This window comes from Lysinibacillus sp. fls2-241-R2A-57 (assembly GCF_030209535.1).
GTDB lineage: Bacteria > Bacillota > Bacilli > Bacillales_A > Planococcaceae > Lysinibacillus.
Genome location: NZ_JARVRU010000150.1, coordinates 1 through 15,658, shown reverse-complemented (window position 1 = coordinate 15,658; position 15,658 = coordinate 1). Strand labels below are relative to the sequence as shown.

The 15,658-nt window shown below is 34.2% G+C and carries 18 protein-coding genes; 9 read left to right on the top strand and 9 right to left on the bottom strand.

Going from position 1 to position 15,658, the window contains the following annotated elements; translation table 11 throughout:
• The first annotated feature begins 98 nt into the window (after window positions 1-98).
• Entirely contained in the window at window positions 99-716 is a 618-nt protein-coding gene (locus tag QRN68_RS20680; RefSeq protein ID WP_285398879.1) for a TetR/AcrR family transcriptional regulator, read from the top strand.
• Between the two features lie 58 nt (window positions 717-774).
• Here QRN68_RS20680 and QRN68_RS20675 read toward each other — a convergent pair whose 3' ends face one another.
• Together QRN68_RS20675 and QRN68_RS20670 are read right to left on the bottom strand one after the other, a co-directional pair.
• Window positions 775-1,299 (bottom strand): GNAT family N-acetyltransferase, encoded by a 525-nt coding sequence (locus QRN68_RS20675; RefSeq protein WP_285398878.1) that lies wholly within the window; start codon window positions 1,297-1,299, stop codon window positions 775-777.
• A gap of 440 nt (window positions 1,300-1,739) precedes the next feature.
• Window positions 1,740-2,807, bottom strand: a complete 1,068-nt coding sequence (locus tag QRN68_RS20670) for a hypothetical protein (RefSeq protein WP_285398877.1) — start codon at window positions 2,805-2,807, stop codon at window positions 1,740-1,742.
• Window positions 2,808-3,158: 351 nt separating this feature from the next.
• Here QRN68_RS20670 and QRN68_RS20665 point away from each other — a divergent pair, with 351 nt between their 5' ends.
• From QRN68_RS20665 to QRN68_RS20655, 3 genes are all read left to right on the top strand, one after another.
• Window positions 3,159-3,308 carry a hypothetical protein gene (locus QRN68_RS20665; protein ID WP_285398876.1) on the top strand — a complete coding sequence of 50 codons (150 nt, stop codon included), beginning with the start codon at window positions 3,159-3,161 and terminating at the stop codon, window positions 3,306-3,308.
• Between the two features lie 417 nt (window positions 3,309-3,725).
• The gene (locus tag QRN68_RS20660) at window positions 3,726-4,574 is read left to right on the top strand and encodes a GHKL domain-containing protein (protein ID WP_285398875.1); all 849 of its coding nucleotides are present in this window, start codon (window positions 3,726-3,728) and stop codon (window positions 4,572-4,574) included.
• 12 nt (window positions 4,575-4,586) lie between these two features.
• The gene (locus QRN68_RS20655) at window positions 4,587-5,339 is read left to right on the top strand and encodes a LytR/AlgR family response regulator transcription factor (protein WP_285398874.1); all 753 of its coding nucleotides are present in this window, start codon (window positions 4,587-4,589) and stop codon (window positions 5,337-5,339) included.
• 414 nt (window positions 5,340-5,753) lie between these two features.
• Here QRN68_RS20655 and QRN68_RS20650 read toward each other — a convergent pair whose 3' ends face one another.
• The 4 genes from QRN68_RS20650 to QRN68_RS20635 all read right to left on the bottom strand — a co-directional run bounded on the left by QRN68_RS20650 (window position 5,754) and on the right by QRN68_RS20635 (window position 8,840).
• Window positions 5,754-6,833 carry a TolB-like translocation protein gene (locus QRN68_RS20650; protein ID WP_285398873.1) on the bottom strand — a complete coding sequence of 360 codons (1,080 nt, stop codon included), beginning with the start codon at window positions 6,831-6,833 and terminating at the stop codon, window positions 5,754-5,756.
• A gap of 242 nt (window positions 6,834-7,075) precedes the next feature.
• A complete protein-coding gene (locus QRN68_RS20645) occupies window positions 7,076-7,732 on the bottom strand; it encodes a septal ring lytic transglycosylase RlpA family protein (protein ID WP_285398872.1) in 657 nt (218 codons plus the stop codon).
• Window positions 7,733-7,756: 24 nt separating this feature from the next.
• The gene (locus QRN68_RS20640) at window positions 7,757-7,963 is read right to left on the bottom strand and encodes a hypothetical protein (protein WP_285398871.1); all 207 of its coding nucleotides are present in this window, start codon (window positions 7,961-7,963) and stop codon (window positions 7,757-7,759) included.
• Window positions 7,964-8,369: 406 nt separating this feature from the next.
• Window positions 8,370-8,840 carry a DinB family protein gene (locus QRN68_RS20635; protein WP_285398869.1) on the bottom strand — a complete coding sequence of 157 codons (471 nt, stop codon included), beginning with the start codon at window positions 8,838-8,840 and terminating at the stop codon, window positions 8,370-8,372.
• A 224-nt stretch (window positions 8,841-9,064) separates the two neighbouring features.
• Between QRN68_RS20635 and QRN68_RS20630 the strand changes: the two genes are divergently transcribed.
• From QRN68_RS20630 to QRN68_RS20620, 3 genes are read left to right on the top strand one after another with little or no spacing between them, the layout of a single operon-like run.
• The gene (locus QRN68_RS20630; RefSeq protein WP_285398868.1) at window positions 9,065-10,060 is read left to right on the top strand and encodes a S66 family peptidase; all 996 of its coding nucleotides are present in this window, start codon (window positions 9,065-9,067) and stop codon (window positions 10,058-10,060) included.
• 60 nt (window positions 10,061-10,120) lie between these two features.
• Window positions 10,121-10,762 (top strand): hypothetical protein, encoded by a 642-nt coding sequence (locus QRN68_RS20625; RefSeq protein WP_285398866.1) that lies wholly within the window; start codon window positions 10,121-10,123, stop codon window positions 10,760-10,762.
• 58 nt (window positions 10,763-10,820) lie between these two features.
• Complete coding sequence (locus QRN68_RS20620; RefSeq protein WP_285398864.1) at window positions 10,821-11,627, top strand: S1C family serine protease; 807 nt, start codon at window positions 10,821-10,823, stop codon at window positions 11,625-11,627.
• A 62-nt stretch (window positions 11,628-11,689) separates the two neighbouring features.
• Here the strand turns inward: QRN68_RS20620 and QRN68_RS20615 are convergent, their stop codons facing one another.
• The 3 genes from QRN68_RS20615 to QRN68_RS20605 form a co-directional block, all read right to left on the bottom strand.
• Complete coding sequence (locus QRN68_RS20615) at window positions 11,690-12,178, bottom strand: YkvA family protein (RefSeq protein ID WP_285398862.1); 489 nt, start codon at window positions 12,176-12,178, stop codon at window positions 11,690-11,692.
• Window positions 12,179-12,478: 300 nt separating this feature from the next.
• Window positions 12,479-12,679 carry a cold-shock protein gene (locus QRN68_RS20610; protein WP_004230088.1) on the bottom strand — a complete coding sequence of 67 codons (201 nt, stop codon included), beginning with the start codon at window positions 12,677-12,679 and terminating at the stop codon, window positions 12,479-12,481.
• Between the two features lie 219 nt (window positions 12,680-12,898).
• The gene (locus QRN68_RS20605; RefSeq protein WP_285398850.1) at window positions 12,899-13,186 is read right to left on the bottom strand and encodes a DUF1033 family protein; all 288 of its coding nucleotides are present in this window, start codon (window positions 13,184-13,186) and stop codon (window positions 12,899-12,901) included.
• A gap of 127 nt (window positions 13,187-13,313) precedes the next feature.
• Here QRN68_RS20605 and QRN68_RS20600 point away from each other — a divergent pair, with 127 nt between their 5' ends.
• Together QRN68_RS20600 and QRN68_RS20595 are read left to right on the top strand one after the other, a co-directional pair.
• Window positions 13,314-15,041 carry a globin-coupled sensor protein gene (locus QRN68_RS20600; RefSeq protein ID WP_285398849.1) on the top strand — a complete coding sequence of 576 codons (1,728 nt, stop codon included), beginning with the start codon at window positions 13,314-13,316 and terminating at the stop codon, window positions 15,039-15,041.
• A 44-nt stretch (window positions 15,042-15,085) separates the two neighbouring features.
• Window positions 15,086-15,367, top strand: a complete 282-nt coding sequence (locus QRN68_RS20595; protein ID WP_285398848.1) for an acylphosphatase — start codon at window positions 15,086-15,088, stop codon at window positions 15,365-15,367.
• Window positions 15,368-15,658: the final 291 nt, after the last annotated feature.

The following is a 15,658-nucleotide window of genomic DNA, read 5'->3' as shown; positions in this document are numbered from 1 at the left end:
AATATTTTTCCGATAATTTAGAAAATAACTTTATGACGAAATCGAGGATTATGGTAAAGTTAAGTAGAAGATTTTGAAAGAAATTGGGTGAGGCGGAAATGAAAAAGACAAGACAACAACAAGCGCTAGCAACAAAAAAACATATATACGAAACAGCACTTAAATTATTCCAAAATAAAGGCTTCGATCAAGTAACAGTTGATGAAATTGTTCAAGAAAGCAAAAGCTCAAAAGGGGCATTTTACGGACATTTCTCTTCTAAGTACGATATCTTTTTAGAGAAATTCAAAGAAATTGATTCTTTTTATGAGGAGTTTACAACGACACTGCCAGCAAATCTTTGCTTTAAGGAAAAGGTTATTTCATTAATTGAGGCACAAATGAAGTATTTAAAAGAAGATTTAGGAATGGATTTAATGCGTTCCGTTTACAAAAGCGGCTTAATTGAAAATGAAGAAAATTTCTTTACCAATTCCGAACGTAAATTGTATAAAATCCTGCACACATTTATCCAAAAAGCTATAAATGATGGTGAATTATCCGAACAAACAGATGTAGAGCAAATTGCGATTTACATCTCTCGTTGTATGCGAGGGACGTTATATGATTGGTTAGTCTTTGGAAAAGATTTTGACCTATTGCAAGAAAGTAAAAGATTTATTTCAATATTTTTAGATGGCTTGTTATTAGAAAAGGGAATCTCCATGTTTAAATAATTGTTATATTCCCCGCCATATAGGGGAATATAACAAAATGAATAAATGACAAACCCCTTTATTCTAGTGTTTCTAAAACCTTATCAATATTTTTCCACACATAAACAAATTCTTCTAAAACTTTTCCACCAATATTAATTTGCACCGTTTTCACATATTCCGCTCCATAATATTCATAGAAATAACGTGTTTTATTTCCTGCCAATACCTCGACAAATATGGATTGATGATTCTTCTTCTTAAAAAAGATGAATAATTCTTTTAATAGCTGTTTTCCGATTCCTTTACCTTGACACTCCTCTAAAAGATAGATGGAAGTTAAGTCACTTGAATAGGGCACGTCATTTGTTTCTCTAGTCGAAGCAGTAGCAAAGCCAATTATTTCTCCAAGTTCGTTTTCTACTACTAGCACGTAATTATCTTTTATTGTAATATTCTTTTTCCATAGTTCTGTTCTCTGTTCATAAGAAAGATTATTTAAGAAAGAATCAGGAATAATATCTTTATATGTCGTTCTCCAACTGTCAACATGGACTTTCCCAATATCTTGTGCATCTTGCATTGTTGCTTCTCTAATTTTCATCTTCATCACCTCTCGTTAAGATCTTCTCAGTCCTTCCACTTTTGAGGAAGTTTCATCGTAATCCTGCAGCAAGCAATTACTCTCTAACTCTCATAAATCTATTTACTTTTATTTCTAAATATTCTAAATGAAATACATATAAATGTAAATATATTACCATTAGTAATAAGAATGCATTATAATCTTTACTAGCAATAGTTGCTCGAAAATTTTCAAGAAAATAAAAATGTACACAACTAAAATTCAATTTAGTCATGTACTCCTAGAGTGGAAAGAGCTTAAGCTAATTCATTCCTATATAAAAATACTCTCCCATTACGTTGAGGAGAGTATTTTTTGTATACTTTATTTAAATACTTGTTTGTTTAAACATAAAAATCTGACAGTATTCCCTATGTATGAATATTTTTGATTTTAATCATACATGTGCATTTTGGACATTAATATGTAACTGTCAAATCTGTAATAATAGCTGGTTTTTTATTTTCATAGACTTTTTTAATTTCTTTATCAACTAAATCATATTTATAGATACAACGTATTTTAGAAGTTATACCTTCAAAATTAACTTCATCTCCATTTTTAGGTATACCCGAAAAATAAATGAACCGTTCATTTTTGGATAGTACTGCTAGCCTTCTTTGGCCAATCTCTGATAATATAGGATTCTTACTTTTTTTAATCATTTGATCTGTTAATATGGTTGTTAATGTTTTGTTTTTAAGAGATAACTTATAAATACCACTTCCTTCATCATTATTTACATTCTCCCCTCCAAGGATTATGGAATTACCATCAAGTCCAAAAGCGATAGAATCAATATTGATAGCTTTTACACTAGTTATCAAATTCATGTTCGATCCATCTAAATTCATTTCATATATTGAATATAAAATTTGCTCTATATTTCCTTCATTTTCATTTGCTTTTCTCCATCTTGCCGTGTTCTCTTTCTCAGAAACAAATGCTCCAATGATTTTGTTTTTTGAAATGTCATACATTTCTACAGCACGATCAGATTGTTTAGTATCAAATATTGTGAAATCTTTCTTTTGCACTTCTACTTTTGCGATCTTTGAAACAGGAAATGTTGATCCTATTATTTCGCTATAGATTGTTTTACCTTCCTTATCACCAAATCTAGGGTTAAGTTGTCCTAAAGTATCATTCGTGACTTGATATTCTTTATTATTGTTTATATCCAATAAATAAATATCCCATGGTCCATCCCCTCTAGCACTAGTATAGACAAGATATTGCTTATTATCTGAAAGCTTCCCGTCCAACCAAACAGCTTCATTATTGACTAACTCTTTTTCTATATTTTTTTCAGCATTTACTTCCACAATACTACCTTTACCTTCATTATCAAATATCGAAATAATGAGCTCTTCGCTATTGTTAATAGGCGTACTGTCTTCTTCTTTTTTTTGACATCCAAACAGAACAACTACTAAAGATAAAAAAATTATAGTTAATTTTTTGCACTTACAAACTAATTCACACATATGCGATTAATCCTTTACCAATGTTATTTTGGATATTTGAATTATTAAGTATCAATAACAATCAAAACACTAGATATTATTATGATGAGAGTACGCTAAAAGCAGCTTATATAGGAGAATTCTTCCTAAAAATAAAGTGATTTTTCCAAAATATCGACTCTCGTTTTCATTTTAACGAGTAGGAATAAAATTCGACATTTCGAGAAAATTCTCCACATTTTTAACGAAAATTATGTAGAATAAGAAGGAAAGGTGTACGTATATGAAATAGAATGTTCATCTTTTTATATGTCTTACAGATATTCCGAACGAGGAGTGGAGGCTGGATTCGAAAAAGGGAGGCTGTTTTACATGAATTATCTTGAAGTGTTTATCAAAAATAGCTCATCTATTATTATGTCTATCACCAAAAATGATATGGTTTATGTTTGTAGAATGTTAGGTTACGGAGTAGGATTACCTGAAAAATCAAAAAAAGAACATCCTTTATATAAAGGATAGTCCATTATGCTTTTTTACATATTTAGAGATGCTACTCTTATTCTCGGGACATTGTTCTATCTCCTACCTATTCGCCCAACTATTATAATGCTTTTTCAATCTATTACTTTTGTTATAGCTCCTTTTTACTTCCTGTTCTCATATACTTCAATGATTATTGCTATTGGCTATTTCGTTATTGCAGCTAGTTTGCTATTTTACTCGTTCAAAAGGAGTATAATTGCTTTTTTTGATGTTATTGTTGTTCTAATACTTACGGTTTTTTCAAATAATCTAGCATTGCTTATCAATAGTCAATTTGCTATTAATTCAACTCTACTAGAAACGCTTTTGTTTATAATATGCTTTGTATCCCTTATTATCATTTATAAAACTATTGTGAAAAAGAAGTTGTCTTCACTGTGTTTGTCCTCGAAAATGCAGCTATTTCTAATTTTTATCGGGACACTGACACTCGGAATGTTTTATCTAAATATGTTCTTTTTAGGTGTGCAAGATAATAAGACATTGACGACTGTAAATTTCTTTATTCAAATCACTTACGTCTTATTGATTGTACTTGCCGTTAGTTTACTCGTTACAAATCTCAACAAAATACAGGCGATTCAGCAAAAAGAAGTGGCACAGCAGCAGTTTTTTGAATATATGCAGGTATTGGAACAAGTGAATACAGATATGCAAAAGTTTCGCCACGATTATATAAATATTTTAATGTCTCTGCAAAATTATATTGAGGATAAGGATTTACAGGGATTAAAGCAATATTTTTATTCAGATATTATGCAGCTGGAGCAGCAGACCTTATTCCAAAGTAAAATGATTGGTACATTGGAAAATTTACAAATTGTCGAGCTAAAAGGCTTATTATCCTCTAAGCTGTTGCTTGCGAATCGTTTACAGCAAAAAATCACGATGGAAATTCCACATACGATTACATCTGTTCATATGAACCTTATTGATATAACCAGGGTGCTAGGTATTTTGATTGATAATGCTATTGAAGCAAGTGTTGCTATAGCCGATTCGGTCGTGCGTATTGCCATTCTTCCCTCACGTGAACAATCTGTCGTTATCGTTATTGACAATCCATTACAGGATGCAAACTTTAATATTTCGACTATCTTTGAGTATCAATCTTCTTCTAAAGGAGACATGCGTGGGATTGGTTTAGCTAATGTGAGAGGAATTCTACAGAATTATCCTAATGTGACATTAAACACACGCATCGAAAAGAATCATTTTATACAGGAGCTACAAATCTTTTAGGGAGTGTTTACTATGAAAATTGTTATTTGTGAGGACGATGCACGTCAACGGAAATTTTTACAATCAACCATTGTTCACTCTTTTTTATTTCAATTCAAGGATATTGAGATTGTTTTAATTGCTTCTAATCCGTCTGAGGTATTAGCCTACTTAAAGGAGCACCGAGCAGATTGCTTTTTATTGGATATTGAGCTTCAGCATAAGATAAATGGTTTGGAGCTGGCGAATGCTATACGCAGTAAAGATCCTTTGGCAACCATTATCTTTATTACCACCTATTCGGACAAATTAAAGTTAACCTTTACTTACAAAGTAGCAGCATTAGATTTTATCGTGAAAAATGAGCCAAGTGTAGCTAAAAATTTAATTGATACTTTGCATATTGCTTATCAACACCATCAAAATATACATGCTCAAAAGATAGATGTGTCCTTCCAAGTGAAAATAGGAGAATATACTAAAATCATTCCTTTTCATGATATCTATTACTTCGCGACGTCACCAAATGCGCATAAAATTGAGCTGAAGGAGAAATCAGGTGTCTATGAATTTTTCAGTAATTTAACAGATATTGAGCAGCAATTGGATGACCGATTTTTCCGATGCCATCGCGGGTATATTGTTAATTTGCAACATATTCAAAAGATTAATTCAACCTATCGAACTATTACAATGAAAAATGGGACGATTTGTCATTATTCATTTCGCTATAAAAAAGCGTTGATGAATGCGCTATCTTCCACTTCAAATAATAGCTTTGAATAAAGCTATTATTGACAATGCCCCTTGCTAGCACTATCGAGTAGGAGGCTAATCATTAGCCTACCTCTCTCATCCATAGAAAAACACCTCCTCATTGATTATTTCAGGTTTCAATACCCGTTATTCAATGAAAGGTGTTTTTCTTTGTCTCATGGTTAGACAAGTCCTCTCCAACTCTCAATTATATTGTTTTAACCGAGGTATACTCATGCATCTATAATACATCTAGTAACTTTTATTTATCAAAAGGTTAAAAAGAACATACATTCTTTTCGATCGAAATATATGGGTTCAAAGGAAACCAATGGCTTGTAGGGTGAGGATTTCACTTTCTATAGACGTTTCACTCAACACTGAAGAAACAACCTGCATACAAACGAAAGAATGGGTATTGTTTGACAGAACCAACTGCATACTCTAATAGGAAACCGTCATATCCGTAATAAAGGCTGGTTTTTTATACTCATATGCTGTTGTTATTTCTTTACTATTCAAGTCATACTTATAGATCCACTGTATTTTAGAAATAATACCGTCAAAACTAATATCTTCTGCATCTTTAGGTATACCCGAAAAATAAATAAATCGCTCATTTTTTGACAATACCGCTAGCCTTCTTTGACCAATCTCTGATAATATTGGATTCTTACTTTCTTTAATCATTTGATCTGTTAATATAGTAGTTAATGTTTTGTCTGTAAGAGATAACTGATAAATGCCGCTTCCTTCATCTTCATTTATATTTTCCCCTCCAAGAATAACAGAATTCCCACTTGATCCATATGCCATCGAATCAATATTGATGGCTTTTATTTTCGTTACCAAATTCATGTCGGAGCCATCTAAATTCATTTCATATATTGAATAGACAATTTGCCCTAAAGGTTCACCAGCTTCATTCGCAGCCGTCCTTCTTGTCGTATTCTCTTCCTCAGAGACAAATGCACCAATAATTTTGTCTTTAGTAACATCATACATTTCTACGGCACGGTCAGGTTGTTCAGTATCAAATACAATAAAATTCTTCTTTTGCACATCTACTTTCGCAATTTTAGAGACAGGGAAAGTAGCCCCTATTATTTCACTGTAAATGGTGTTGCCTTCCTTATCACCAAATCTAGGAATAAGTTGTCCTAAAGTATCATTTGTAACTTGGTAAGTTTTTTTATCATTTTTGTCTAATAAATAAATCTCCCAAGGTCCTTCACCTTTTGCACTTGTATAGGCAAGATATTGTTTATTGCCTGAAAGTGTTGCATGTAACCAAACCGCTTCATTATTAATTAATTCATTTACTACATTTTTTTCAGCATTTACCTCCACAACACTACTCTTGCCATCAATATCAAATACAGACACAATGAGTTCTTCATTTTCATCAAAATTTGTGCTTGCATCTTCTTTCTTTTGACATCCAAACAAAACTAATAGTAACGATAAAAAAATGATAACAGTAGCACCCATTGTTTTCTTGCATCTACAAACAATTCCATACATTATGCACTTCATCCTTTGCGAAGTTATTTTAGAAGTTGCATTATTACATATCAATAATCATCAAAATACTACATATTATGTTGATAAGAAACTCCGTTATTTATTAAATTTATATAGATCTATTTCCCCAAATTAAGAAGAATCTAATTTCAATCAGAATCACTGAAAAATTAGTTTACAAAAAAAAGATTGTGTAAACTGAATTTTCATAACCATAAAAATAGATAATTTAGAAAGAATTATTAACCATTCCAACTAATCGTACCGTTAAATACCCCCTTACTTATAGGATGTAGTTTACCAAATGTTTGTTTAGACATATCTAAAATTCTTCCTTTTACATACGGTCCTCTATCTAAAATTCTAACTGTTGTAGTTTTTGAATTATCGTTACTTTTTACAGAAACAGATGTTTTAAAAGCTATTGTTTTATGAGCTGCACCATCATCCGCTTTTTCACCAGATGCTGTATTACTTTCTGCCCAAATATCATACCAAGAAACTTTACCCGACTCTGTTTTTGCGGCACGAGGTATTTCTTGTACTGGATTAATTTCTTTCATTTCAACATTAATGGATTCTCTACTTTCTGGAACAACTACTATTGGTGCACCTAAAGCATCATAGACCACCGTCATACCTGGTTTTATAACTGGCAAATCTGATTCGTCTTCATAAAGTCTAGATTGCGGTAAACTTGCTTTTTTATCTCCTTCTCTCAAAACAACAGATTCTTCCTGTTCATTAAATTTAATCACTGTTCCAGGAGCCATGTATGCAGGAATCGTCGCTTCATTGTCTGTACTCGTTTCAATACTTTCACTTGAATTAGCAGCAAAAGCTAAATTGGGAATAGCCAAAGAGGATGCCACGACACAACCTAATAATAGTTTTTTCATTTTACATCTTTCCCTTCTCGTTTTTTAGAAATATGTTGCTGTCGCTTCGCTTTCGCACAGTAAAGATTTGTTGTTGCTGTCGCTACGCTTTCGCACAGTAAAGATTTGTTGCTGCCGCTTCGCTTTCGCACAGTAAAGATTTGTTGTTGCTGTCGCTACGCTTTCGCACAGTAAAGACTTGTTGCTACCGCTTCGCTTTCGCACAGTAAAGATTGTTGCTAGTTGCATCATATTTCGTAAAAAGCATATACGAGAAATAGCTAATATAGCGTGTTTTTTCCTATAAAGTAATCTATACATCCTAAACCCTAACTGAACACTATAATTATATCGAATAGGAAGAAGAATCAATATTTAAGGAAATATAATACCGTCTTATAGAATTTATATAAAATAGGTGAACGTTTATGAAATATATCGAGAATCCACTAGTCAATCTATTTACACTTGAATCTCATACACAAACTGAGAAGCTGAAAATTGAATATGGTATTAAGCTAATTGTTTCACCTTGCTCTTGGCAAACCTCTACTTCTTTCTGTCTTCAGGGCTCGGGAATTGCCCCCTACAGTTCATACGCATACCGGGCACACCATAAAAAAATGCAGCAGATAACTGTTTATCTGCTGCATTAAAACTATTGCATTTCCTTCGTTGGTCCCAATACGCCTGGTACTGGTAAACCTGCTTGACGTAGGAGCACTGTCATTTGTCCACGATGATGGGTTTGATGATCGATTAGTACACGTAATAACGCACCTCTAGCTATTGGTCCAGTGAAACCCTTAACTTCCTCTTGTAAGTCTTCATCTGATAGCTTTGCCGCTTCCTCTTTCACACTGTTTGCTAGGTTTTCGTAAGTAGCTACAATTTCAGCAGCTGTTGATGGGATAGGATCTTCTTGACGTATCATTGGCACCTTTAAACCTGCTAAGTAACTAAAATAACCGGCTGCACCAACTAAATGCCAGCCTAACCAGCCAAGTGTGCTGTGACCTTCCACGATGCTTTGCTCTAGCTTTTCATCTGTTACGGCTTTTAATACTTGAATCGTGCCTTGTGCTGATGCTGACCAATCATTTAAAAAATCGTCTACTTGTCGATACATATAAAACGCCTCCCATTTTCGTAAGTTCATTTCTATCATATTAAATAAGAAACTATCTTACAAGTTTCCGACATTAAGTTTACATAATATAATTATCTCTTATTCTGTAATAACTATTCAATTCAGTTACTTTTTACATGACTTTCATGAAATCAAGTACACGACTCTTTAAATTGTAAAATCATGTATAATAGTTTTTGATATTAAATAGAAAGAGGTATTTTATGTTTTCCCCATTAAAAAAAGGCGATACAATTGGTATTTATTCGCCTTCCAAACCAGCTACAGTTACTGCAAAAGCTCGCTATGAACGAGGCAAAGAACGTCTGCAAGCACTCGGCTTTACAATAAAAGAAGGTTCGTTAACTGGAAAACAAGACTTTTACCGCTCCGGTACACCGAAAGAACGAGCAGAAGAACTTAATGCCCTACTGCGTGATCCCAACATCAAAATGATCTTACCAACAATGGGTGGTACGAACGCCAATAGTATGCTGCCATATCTAGACTACCAAGCCTTTCAGCAGGACCCCAAAATACTTGTTGGGTTATCTGATGTTACCGCTATACTTCTTGCCATGTATGCAAAGACTGGAGTTCCTGTCTTTTATGGACCTTCTGTTGCTTCTACCTTTGGTGAATTTCCGCCTTTTGTCCATTATACAGAGCAATATTTTAAAGATTTGTTTTTACATTCATTATCGATTCCCTACAACATGCCAATCCCACCTATTTGGACAGATGATCGCCTAAATTGGTTAGAAAAAACGACTGAAAAAACGCAGCATCACAATTCATGGATTACTGTACAACCTGGTATAGCTGAAGGTCGTTTAATAGGTGGAAATATTAATACGATGTACGGCTTTATTGGAACACCTTATTTCCCTCACATTAATGAGGGAGACATTTTACTACTTGAAGATACATCCAAAACCATTGCTGTTGTTGAGAAAAACTTTGCGATGTTAAAACTACACGGCCTATTTGACAAAGCTTCTGCGATTATTTTAGGTAAACATGAACAATATGATGATTTAGGTTCTGGCAGAAAGCCTTATGATGTGTTGCTTGAGCAGCTCGATGGATGTGCTATCCCTATTATCGCTGATGTCGATTGCTGCCACACGCATCCACTTCATGCCATGCCCATCGGCTTACGAGTTCGCGTCGATGCGACCGATAAACAGATTACCTTTCTAGAAAACTGGTTTTCATAACATTCGTATAACCTATGGACTTCGCGTATAATGATAGAAAATAGCTGAAGGAGTTTGTATATGAGACTTAATGTAGTCATACTTTCTCTTGCAATATTGCTTTTTGGCTGTAGTGAAGAAAACCGAACAGTGCCAGGTGTGGACAATACAACTGAAGTCAAACACCCTGTTGAACAACCAACAAACGAAAGTGAACTCGCATCCTTTTTCCCACCGGATGGTTCAACTGCTTCTTTTCAAGGTGAAGGCAATGAATTTGCTAGTTTCACACTCCACACAACTTATATCGATGCACATCATATCGCGCAAGTGGAAGATAACGGCGGTGTCACACTTTTAAAGGTGTACCGGATTTCAGATTTAGCGATTGAGCTTGTCTATAAGGAAGCTGTAAATGCTAAACCCAGCCTCCCTACAGCACAAGAAGCTGCCACCTTTCCAGTTATTGAAACAATTTTACAAAAACCTTTAAAAGTAGGAAATAGCTTTAATGGTTGGACAATTCAATCGACGACGGCTTCTATCACTACTGGGACAACTATGTATCATGATGTTATACAGCTAACACGCTCAGAGGATACAATGACGACGACGAAATATTTTGCAAGAAGTATTGGTCTTATCCGTATAGAGGACACGATGGTGACAACAACTAATAAGGAACCTTTTGTCATTACCTCGACCCTACAAAAAATTGAATAAGAATTACTTCACGGCGTCCTGCTTGGGCGTCTTTCATTTTGAGTTAGGAGGTAGTTTTATGAATGATATACATAGATCAACAACAGATGAAGAATTGTCGGAAGAAGAATTCATTGAGCTTGTCCTCGCTGAACAGCAAAAGGCGTTAGCACAAGAACAAGAAGAACGTCAGCAAGATAAAAAGCCAAAGAAGCAAAAACCGATTGTAAAGTGGATTGTCTGGAGTATGGCATTTGTGTTATTTTTGAATACATTTGCACTTATCTTTCAAATTTACTCCATCCCAGCTATTGAATTTTTAAAGGTGTCTGCACGACTATCAGCGCAAGAAGATATAAAAACATATAAAAAGGCTGTGGTTGAGGTCTCTACAGGCTCTAGTAAAGGCACTGGATTTGCCATTTCTCCAGATGGACTTATCGTTACGAATGCACACGTTGTAGAAGATGCTCAAAAATTATTAGTCATTTTTCCTGATGAGGGATTAATGGAAGCTGAATTACTACAAAGCTTCCCAGATGTTGATTTAGCGTTGTTGCAAGTATCTGGTGATGAGCTACCATCCCTTCCACTTGCAGAAGATCCTAGCTATAGTAAAAATGAGCATGTCTATTTCATTGGCAATCCACTAGCCTTTACGGGCATTGCTAATGAAGGAACTTTGCTTGAATCAACATATCTTGAGGATTGGCAGGAACCTGTTATGATGATGGATGCCCCTGTGTATCGAGGAAATAGTGGGAGCCCCGTCATAAATGCTGATGGTGAGGTTATCGGAATCGTCTTTGCAACGATGAAAAAAGAGCCATATGGGCGTGTCGGCTTGTTTGTTCCTGTTCAAGTTTTAAATCGGATATTAAAATAAAAAAAGCGCTTGTCCTCTACTTAGAGCGGACGAGCAGCTTTATTTTAGTTTACATAATAAAATTATTTGTCGCCTTTGCTTTCATGTTTAATAAATTGGGCTAAAACTGATTTTACCGGGATTTTATTTGTAACCTTATCACTGACTTCAGCAATTTTTTGAAGGACGTTTAGAAGTTTTTCATCTCCAGTCCAGTGCTTTTCAATAACGTCTGATCCTAATTTATTCATAACGGTATCAACAACGAAGGTTGCAATAACAAGATCATCTAAATATCCACCAAAGCCTAGAAACCCTTCTGGTAAAAAATCAATTGGCATTATAAAATATGCTATTGAAGCACCTATTAAAGTACGACTTTTCTTATCGATTTTAGGATCTGTAAGAGTTTTTATTAATAAGTGAAATAAATCCGGCACAAACATTAAATATTGAGTGAATTTACTTTTCTTCCCCGATTTTGATGTGAGAAAAGATTCCAATTTAGCACGTAGCTTTTTATAGAAATCTTGCTGTTCCTGTTCACTAGGAATTTCTGTAGATGTATTCATTGGTTAATCCTCCTTTACTTAGTTGATTCTACATCAATTATTACAGGAAGGCACAATACGAGGCCTCCTCAAACGTTCCTGCTATCTCCCTTCCCTTTAATGTTCTTTCCATTTGTTCGAATCTCTTTTGTTTCTACGAGCATAATGCGGCTCTTCTCACACATCTGGTGAACGACATCTTTATACTTTTAACCAAAATTAGAGATTTCTAATCCTTTAACGTTCAAAGAATGCAAAAAAAGACATCCTAAATAAATAGGATGTCTTAGGTTTAACGAAAGTAATTTTAATTACTGAGAATTAAAGTTTAGTTACGTTAGCAGCTTGTGGTCCGCGGTTGCCATCTACAACTTCGAATTCCACTTTTTGACCTTCGTCAAGAGTTTTGAAACCTTCGCCTTGGATAGCTGAGAAGTGTACGAATACGTCGTTTTCACCTTCAACTTCGATGAATCCAAAACCTTTTTCTGAGTTAAACCATTTTACTGTACCTTGTTTCATTTAAAAAAACCTCCAAAAAATAAAAGTGAACAATATGTAATTTCTTCAGCGATTGAAAAAAATTCACATATTACAAAGAGTACCGAACTAACGCGATCACTTTTTGTAATATGTGAATTCATGTTTCCGGTGAAGCAATTAAATTGTTAACCTAAGTATAACCATCATTCATAATTTTGTCAAATAAAGAAAAATGTTTTTTTTAATAATTTCAAAATTTTATTTCAATTCCTCAGATTTGGTAGCGATAATACCGTGATATATTTGCACATCATCATCACAGGCTTCGCAAAAAACACTTTCATCCTCTGACCAAAAGGCCCAAAATCTCCCTTCTTTAGTTGCCTCATTGTCATATGTTAATCGGAAGTGCTGTAACTTACTTTGTAATGCCAACTCAAATTGCTCTACCGTTTCAAATGTTTCATTTGTTTGAATAAAAGTCTCCCAGCCTTCGAATTTCCACCAAGGCTCATAATCAGCTTTCATGTAAATAATTGTATACATATTTGCCACATTCCCTGCTGTAATAAGATATTTTCATTTTAGCAAAGACACCTGAAATGTCTATTAAAACACCCCGAAATATGCTATTATTGCCTTATTATTCATTATTTTCGGGAGGTATTTTTTTATGTTTTCAAGTATTCGACCTAAAGCCGAGCTCGAGGAATTATTAAAGCGTGGCACAAATTTAAATGCAACAGGCCGTTTCAATAAAACACTAGCATTTAACCATTTTAATTCTCAAGATGAGGAAAATTTAAAAACTCTCTACAATAAGTTAAAAGATATCACACCTTCTATGAATGCAATTTTTCATAATTATCTAAGTGAAATTTCCCCAACCTCTAAGCTAACGATTAGTGAAGAATATATTAATCGATACTTAACGCAATTTTTCTTAGGTACTCGTAATGATGACTATGTGGATGAAACCGTTAAATTTTTCAACTTATTCCGAAAAAATCAATACGAGCCTGGTAAACTAATTGTCGTATTCAATCAATTTGCATTTTACATTACTACATACATATTACATAATTTCGGTTTAAAACCCTATAAAGCTTTTGAATATATGAAATCTTTCCAATCAGCTGTCAATGTCGATCAGGAATTACTTGTTGAAGTATTAACGGAACGAATTATTGAAAATGTCGTTGCTGAAGTTTCTTCCTTAATGGATGTTAACGCTAAAATCATGTATATGAAAGATTTAGTATTTAGTTTAGATAAACAAAATGAAGAAATACAATCCTCTACTGCCGCAACGGAAGAAATTGCTGCTTCTATTAATGAAGTTGCTAAAATGTCTTCACGTATTTCTGAAAAAACAACTGAATCTGTAGATCACGCTGTACAAGGTAAAAATGCAATTGAACATGCCCTATCTGAAATCTTTAAAACAGAAGAGACATTTACAAGTATTGTTGAGTCCTTTTCAGAATTACAAAAGCGGGTTAATGATATTGAACATGTTGTAACGTTAATTAACCAAATTGCTGATCAAACGAATTTACTTGCTTTGAACGCTTCTATTGAGGCTGCTCGTGCAGGTGAACATGGCAAAGGTTTTGCTGTAGTTGCACAGGAAGTTCGTAAACTTGCTGAGGGAACTGTATCGGCACTTAGTGAGGTAACTACAAATGTCCATCATTTACAAAGTTATTCGAATGATGTATCAAACTCCATTACAGAAACAACAGAGATTATTAAAGAAGCAACCGTGGAGGCTAAAGAATCGTTACCATTATTAAACGCAATTGTTAGTGCCATTGAAGGTATTAATATGGATGTCACAAATACAGCAGCAATCTCACAAGAACAAGCAGCAGCGATAGACGAAGTTTCAGCAAGAATGATTGAAATTTCTAGCCTTCAGGATGATATTCGTGACTATAGCCATAACACTTCTAGCGATATTCACTTATTAGGGAAGGAAATTAATCGTTTCCGCAATGATATTATTGCGAATAATAATGTTCAGCTATCATCTATCGCACTTTTACAATTATCAAAGGCTGATCATATTTTATGGAAATGGCGAATTTATAATATGTTCCTTGGCCTTGAACACGTAGAGCCAAGTGATGTATCTTCTCATAAAGAATGTCGTCTTGGTAAATGGTATTCATCTCAACGCTCTGTAGAACGTTTCGGACACTTACAAGACTATCGTGAATTAGACGCTTATCATAAACGTGTTCACGAATCTGCAAAATTAGCAGCAGAGGCTCACAAGGCTGGTAAAATTCAACAGGCAGAAATTCATTTAAAAGAAGTAGACCAAGCTTCTAAGCAAGTTCTCTACTTTATCAATAATTTAATTTTATTCTTAGAAAAAGAACGTGTTATGCACTAAGTACAGGGTGATTTCTTCACTCTTATCTAGTAGGAGGTTTTAGCTTGAAGAAGCGAGCATTAATTAAATTTTTCGGAGATGTTTATGGAACTGGCTACCGTTTTTTCATTAAACAAAAAGCGATCGAACTAGGATTAAAAGGATATTGCAAACTAAATGCTGAAGATCAAATTGAGGTTGAAGTAGAAGGTGCCAAAAAAGCGATTGATGAATTCCTAGTATTTGTTCAAAAAGGAGTTAGCCCTCAAGCAGATTCCAACTCATTTACGTTAGAGCTTTACGATGAGTTAAAAGGTTATGTACGTATGGAGTCAGACATTGTTTAGTCTGGCTCTTCTTTTTTTGTAGTGTTATTATAGCTATGTATTTCAAGGTTTTTGGCTATTTTCAACATTGAATGAATACGGTTTATAAAAAAAGACGTTGCTGGGGGCAAGTTTAATTAGGATTGGGATTAATTCCACAGTCCTTTTTATTTTGCCTTCCACAATGGTCTTTATATATTTTATTCAGCTAAGCCCAAGACATAGACAAACATCCTATCCACATGTCAATCAACCATAAATCGAGTAGGAGGAGGTGATTAACCTCCGACCTCTCACACCTCCGTACATACG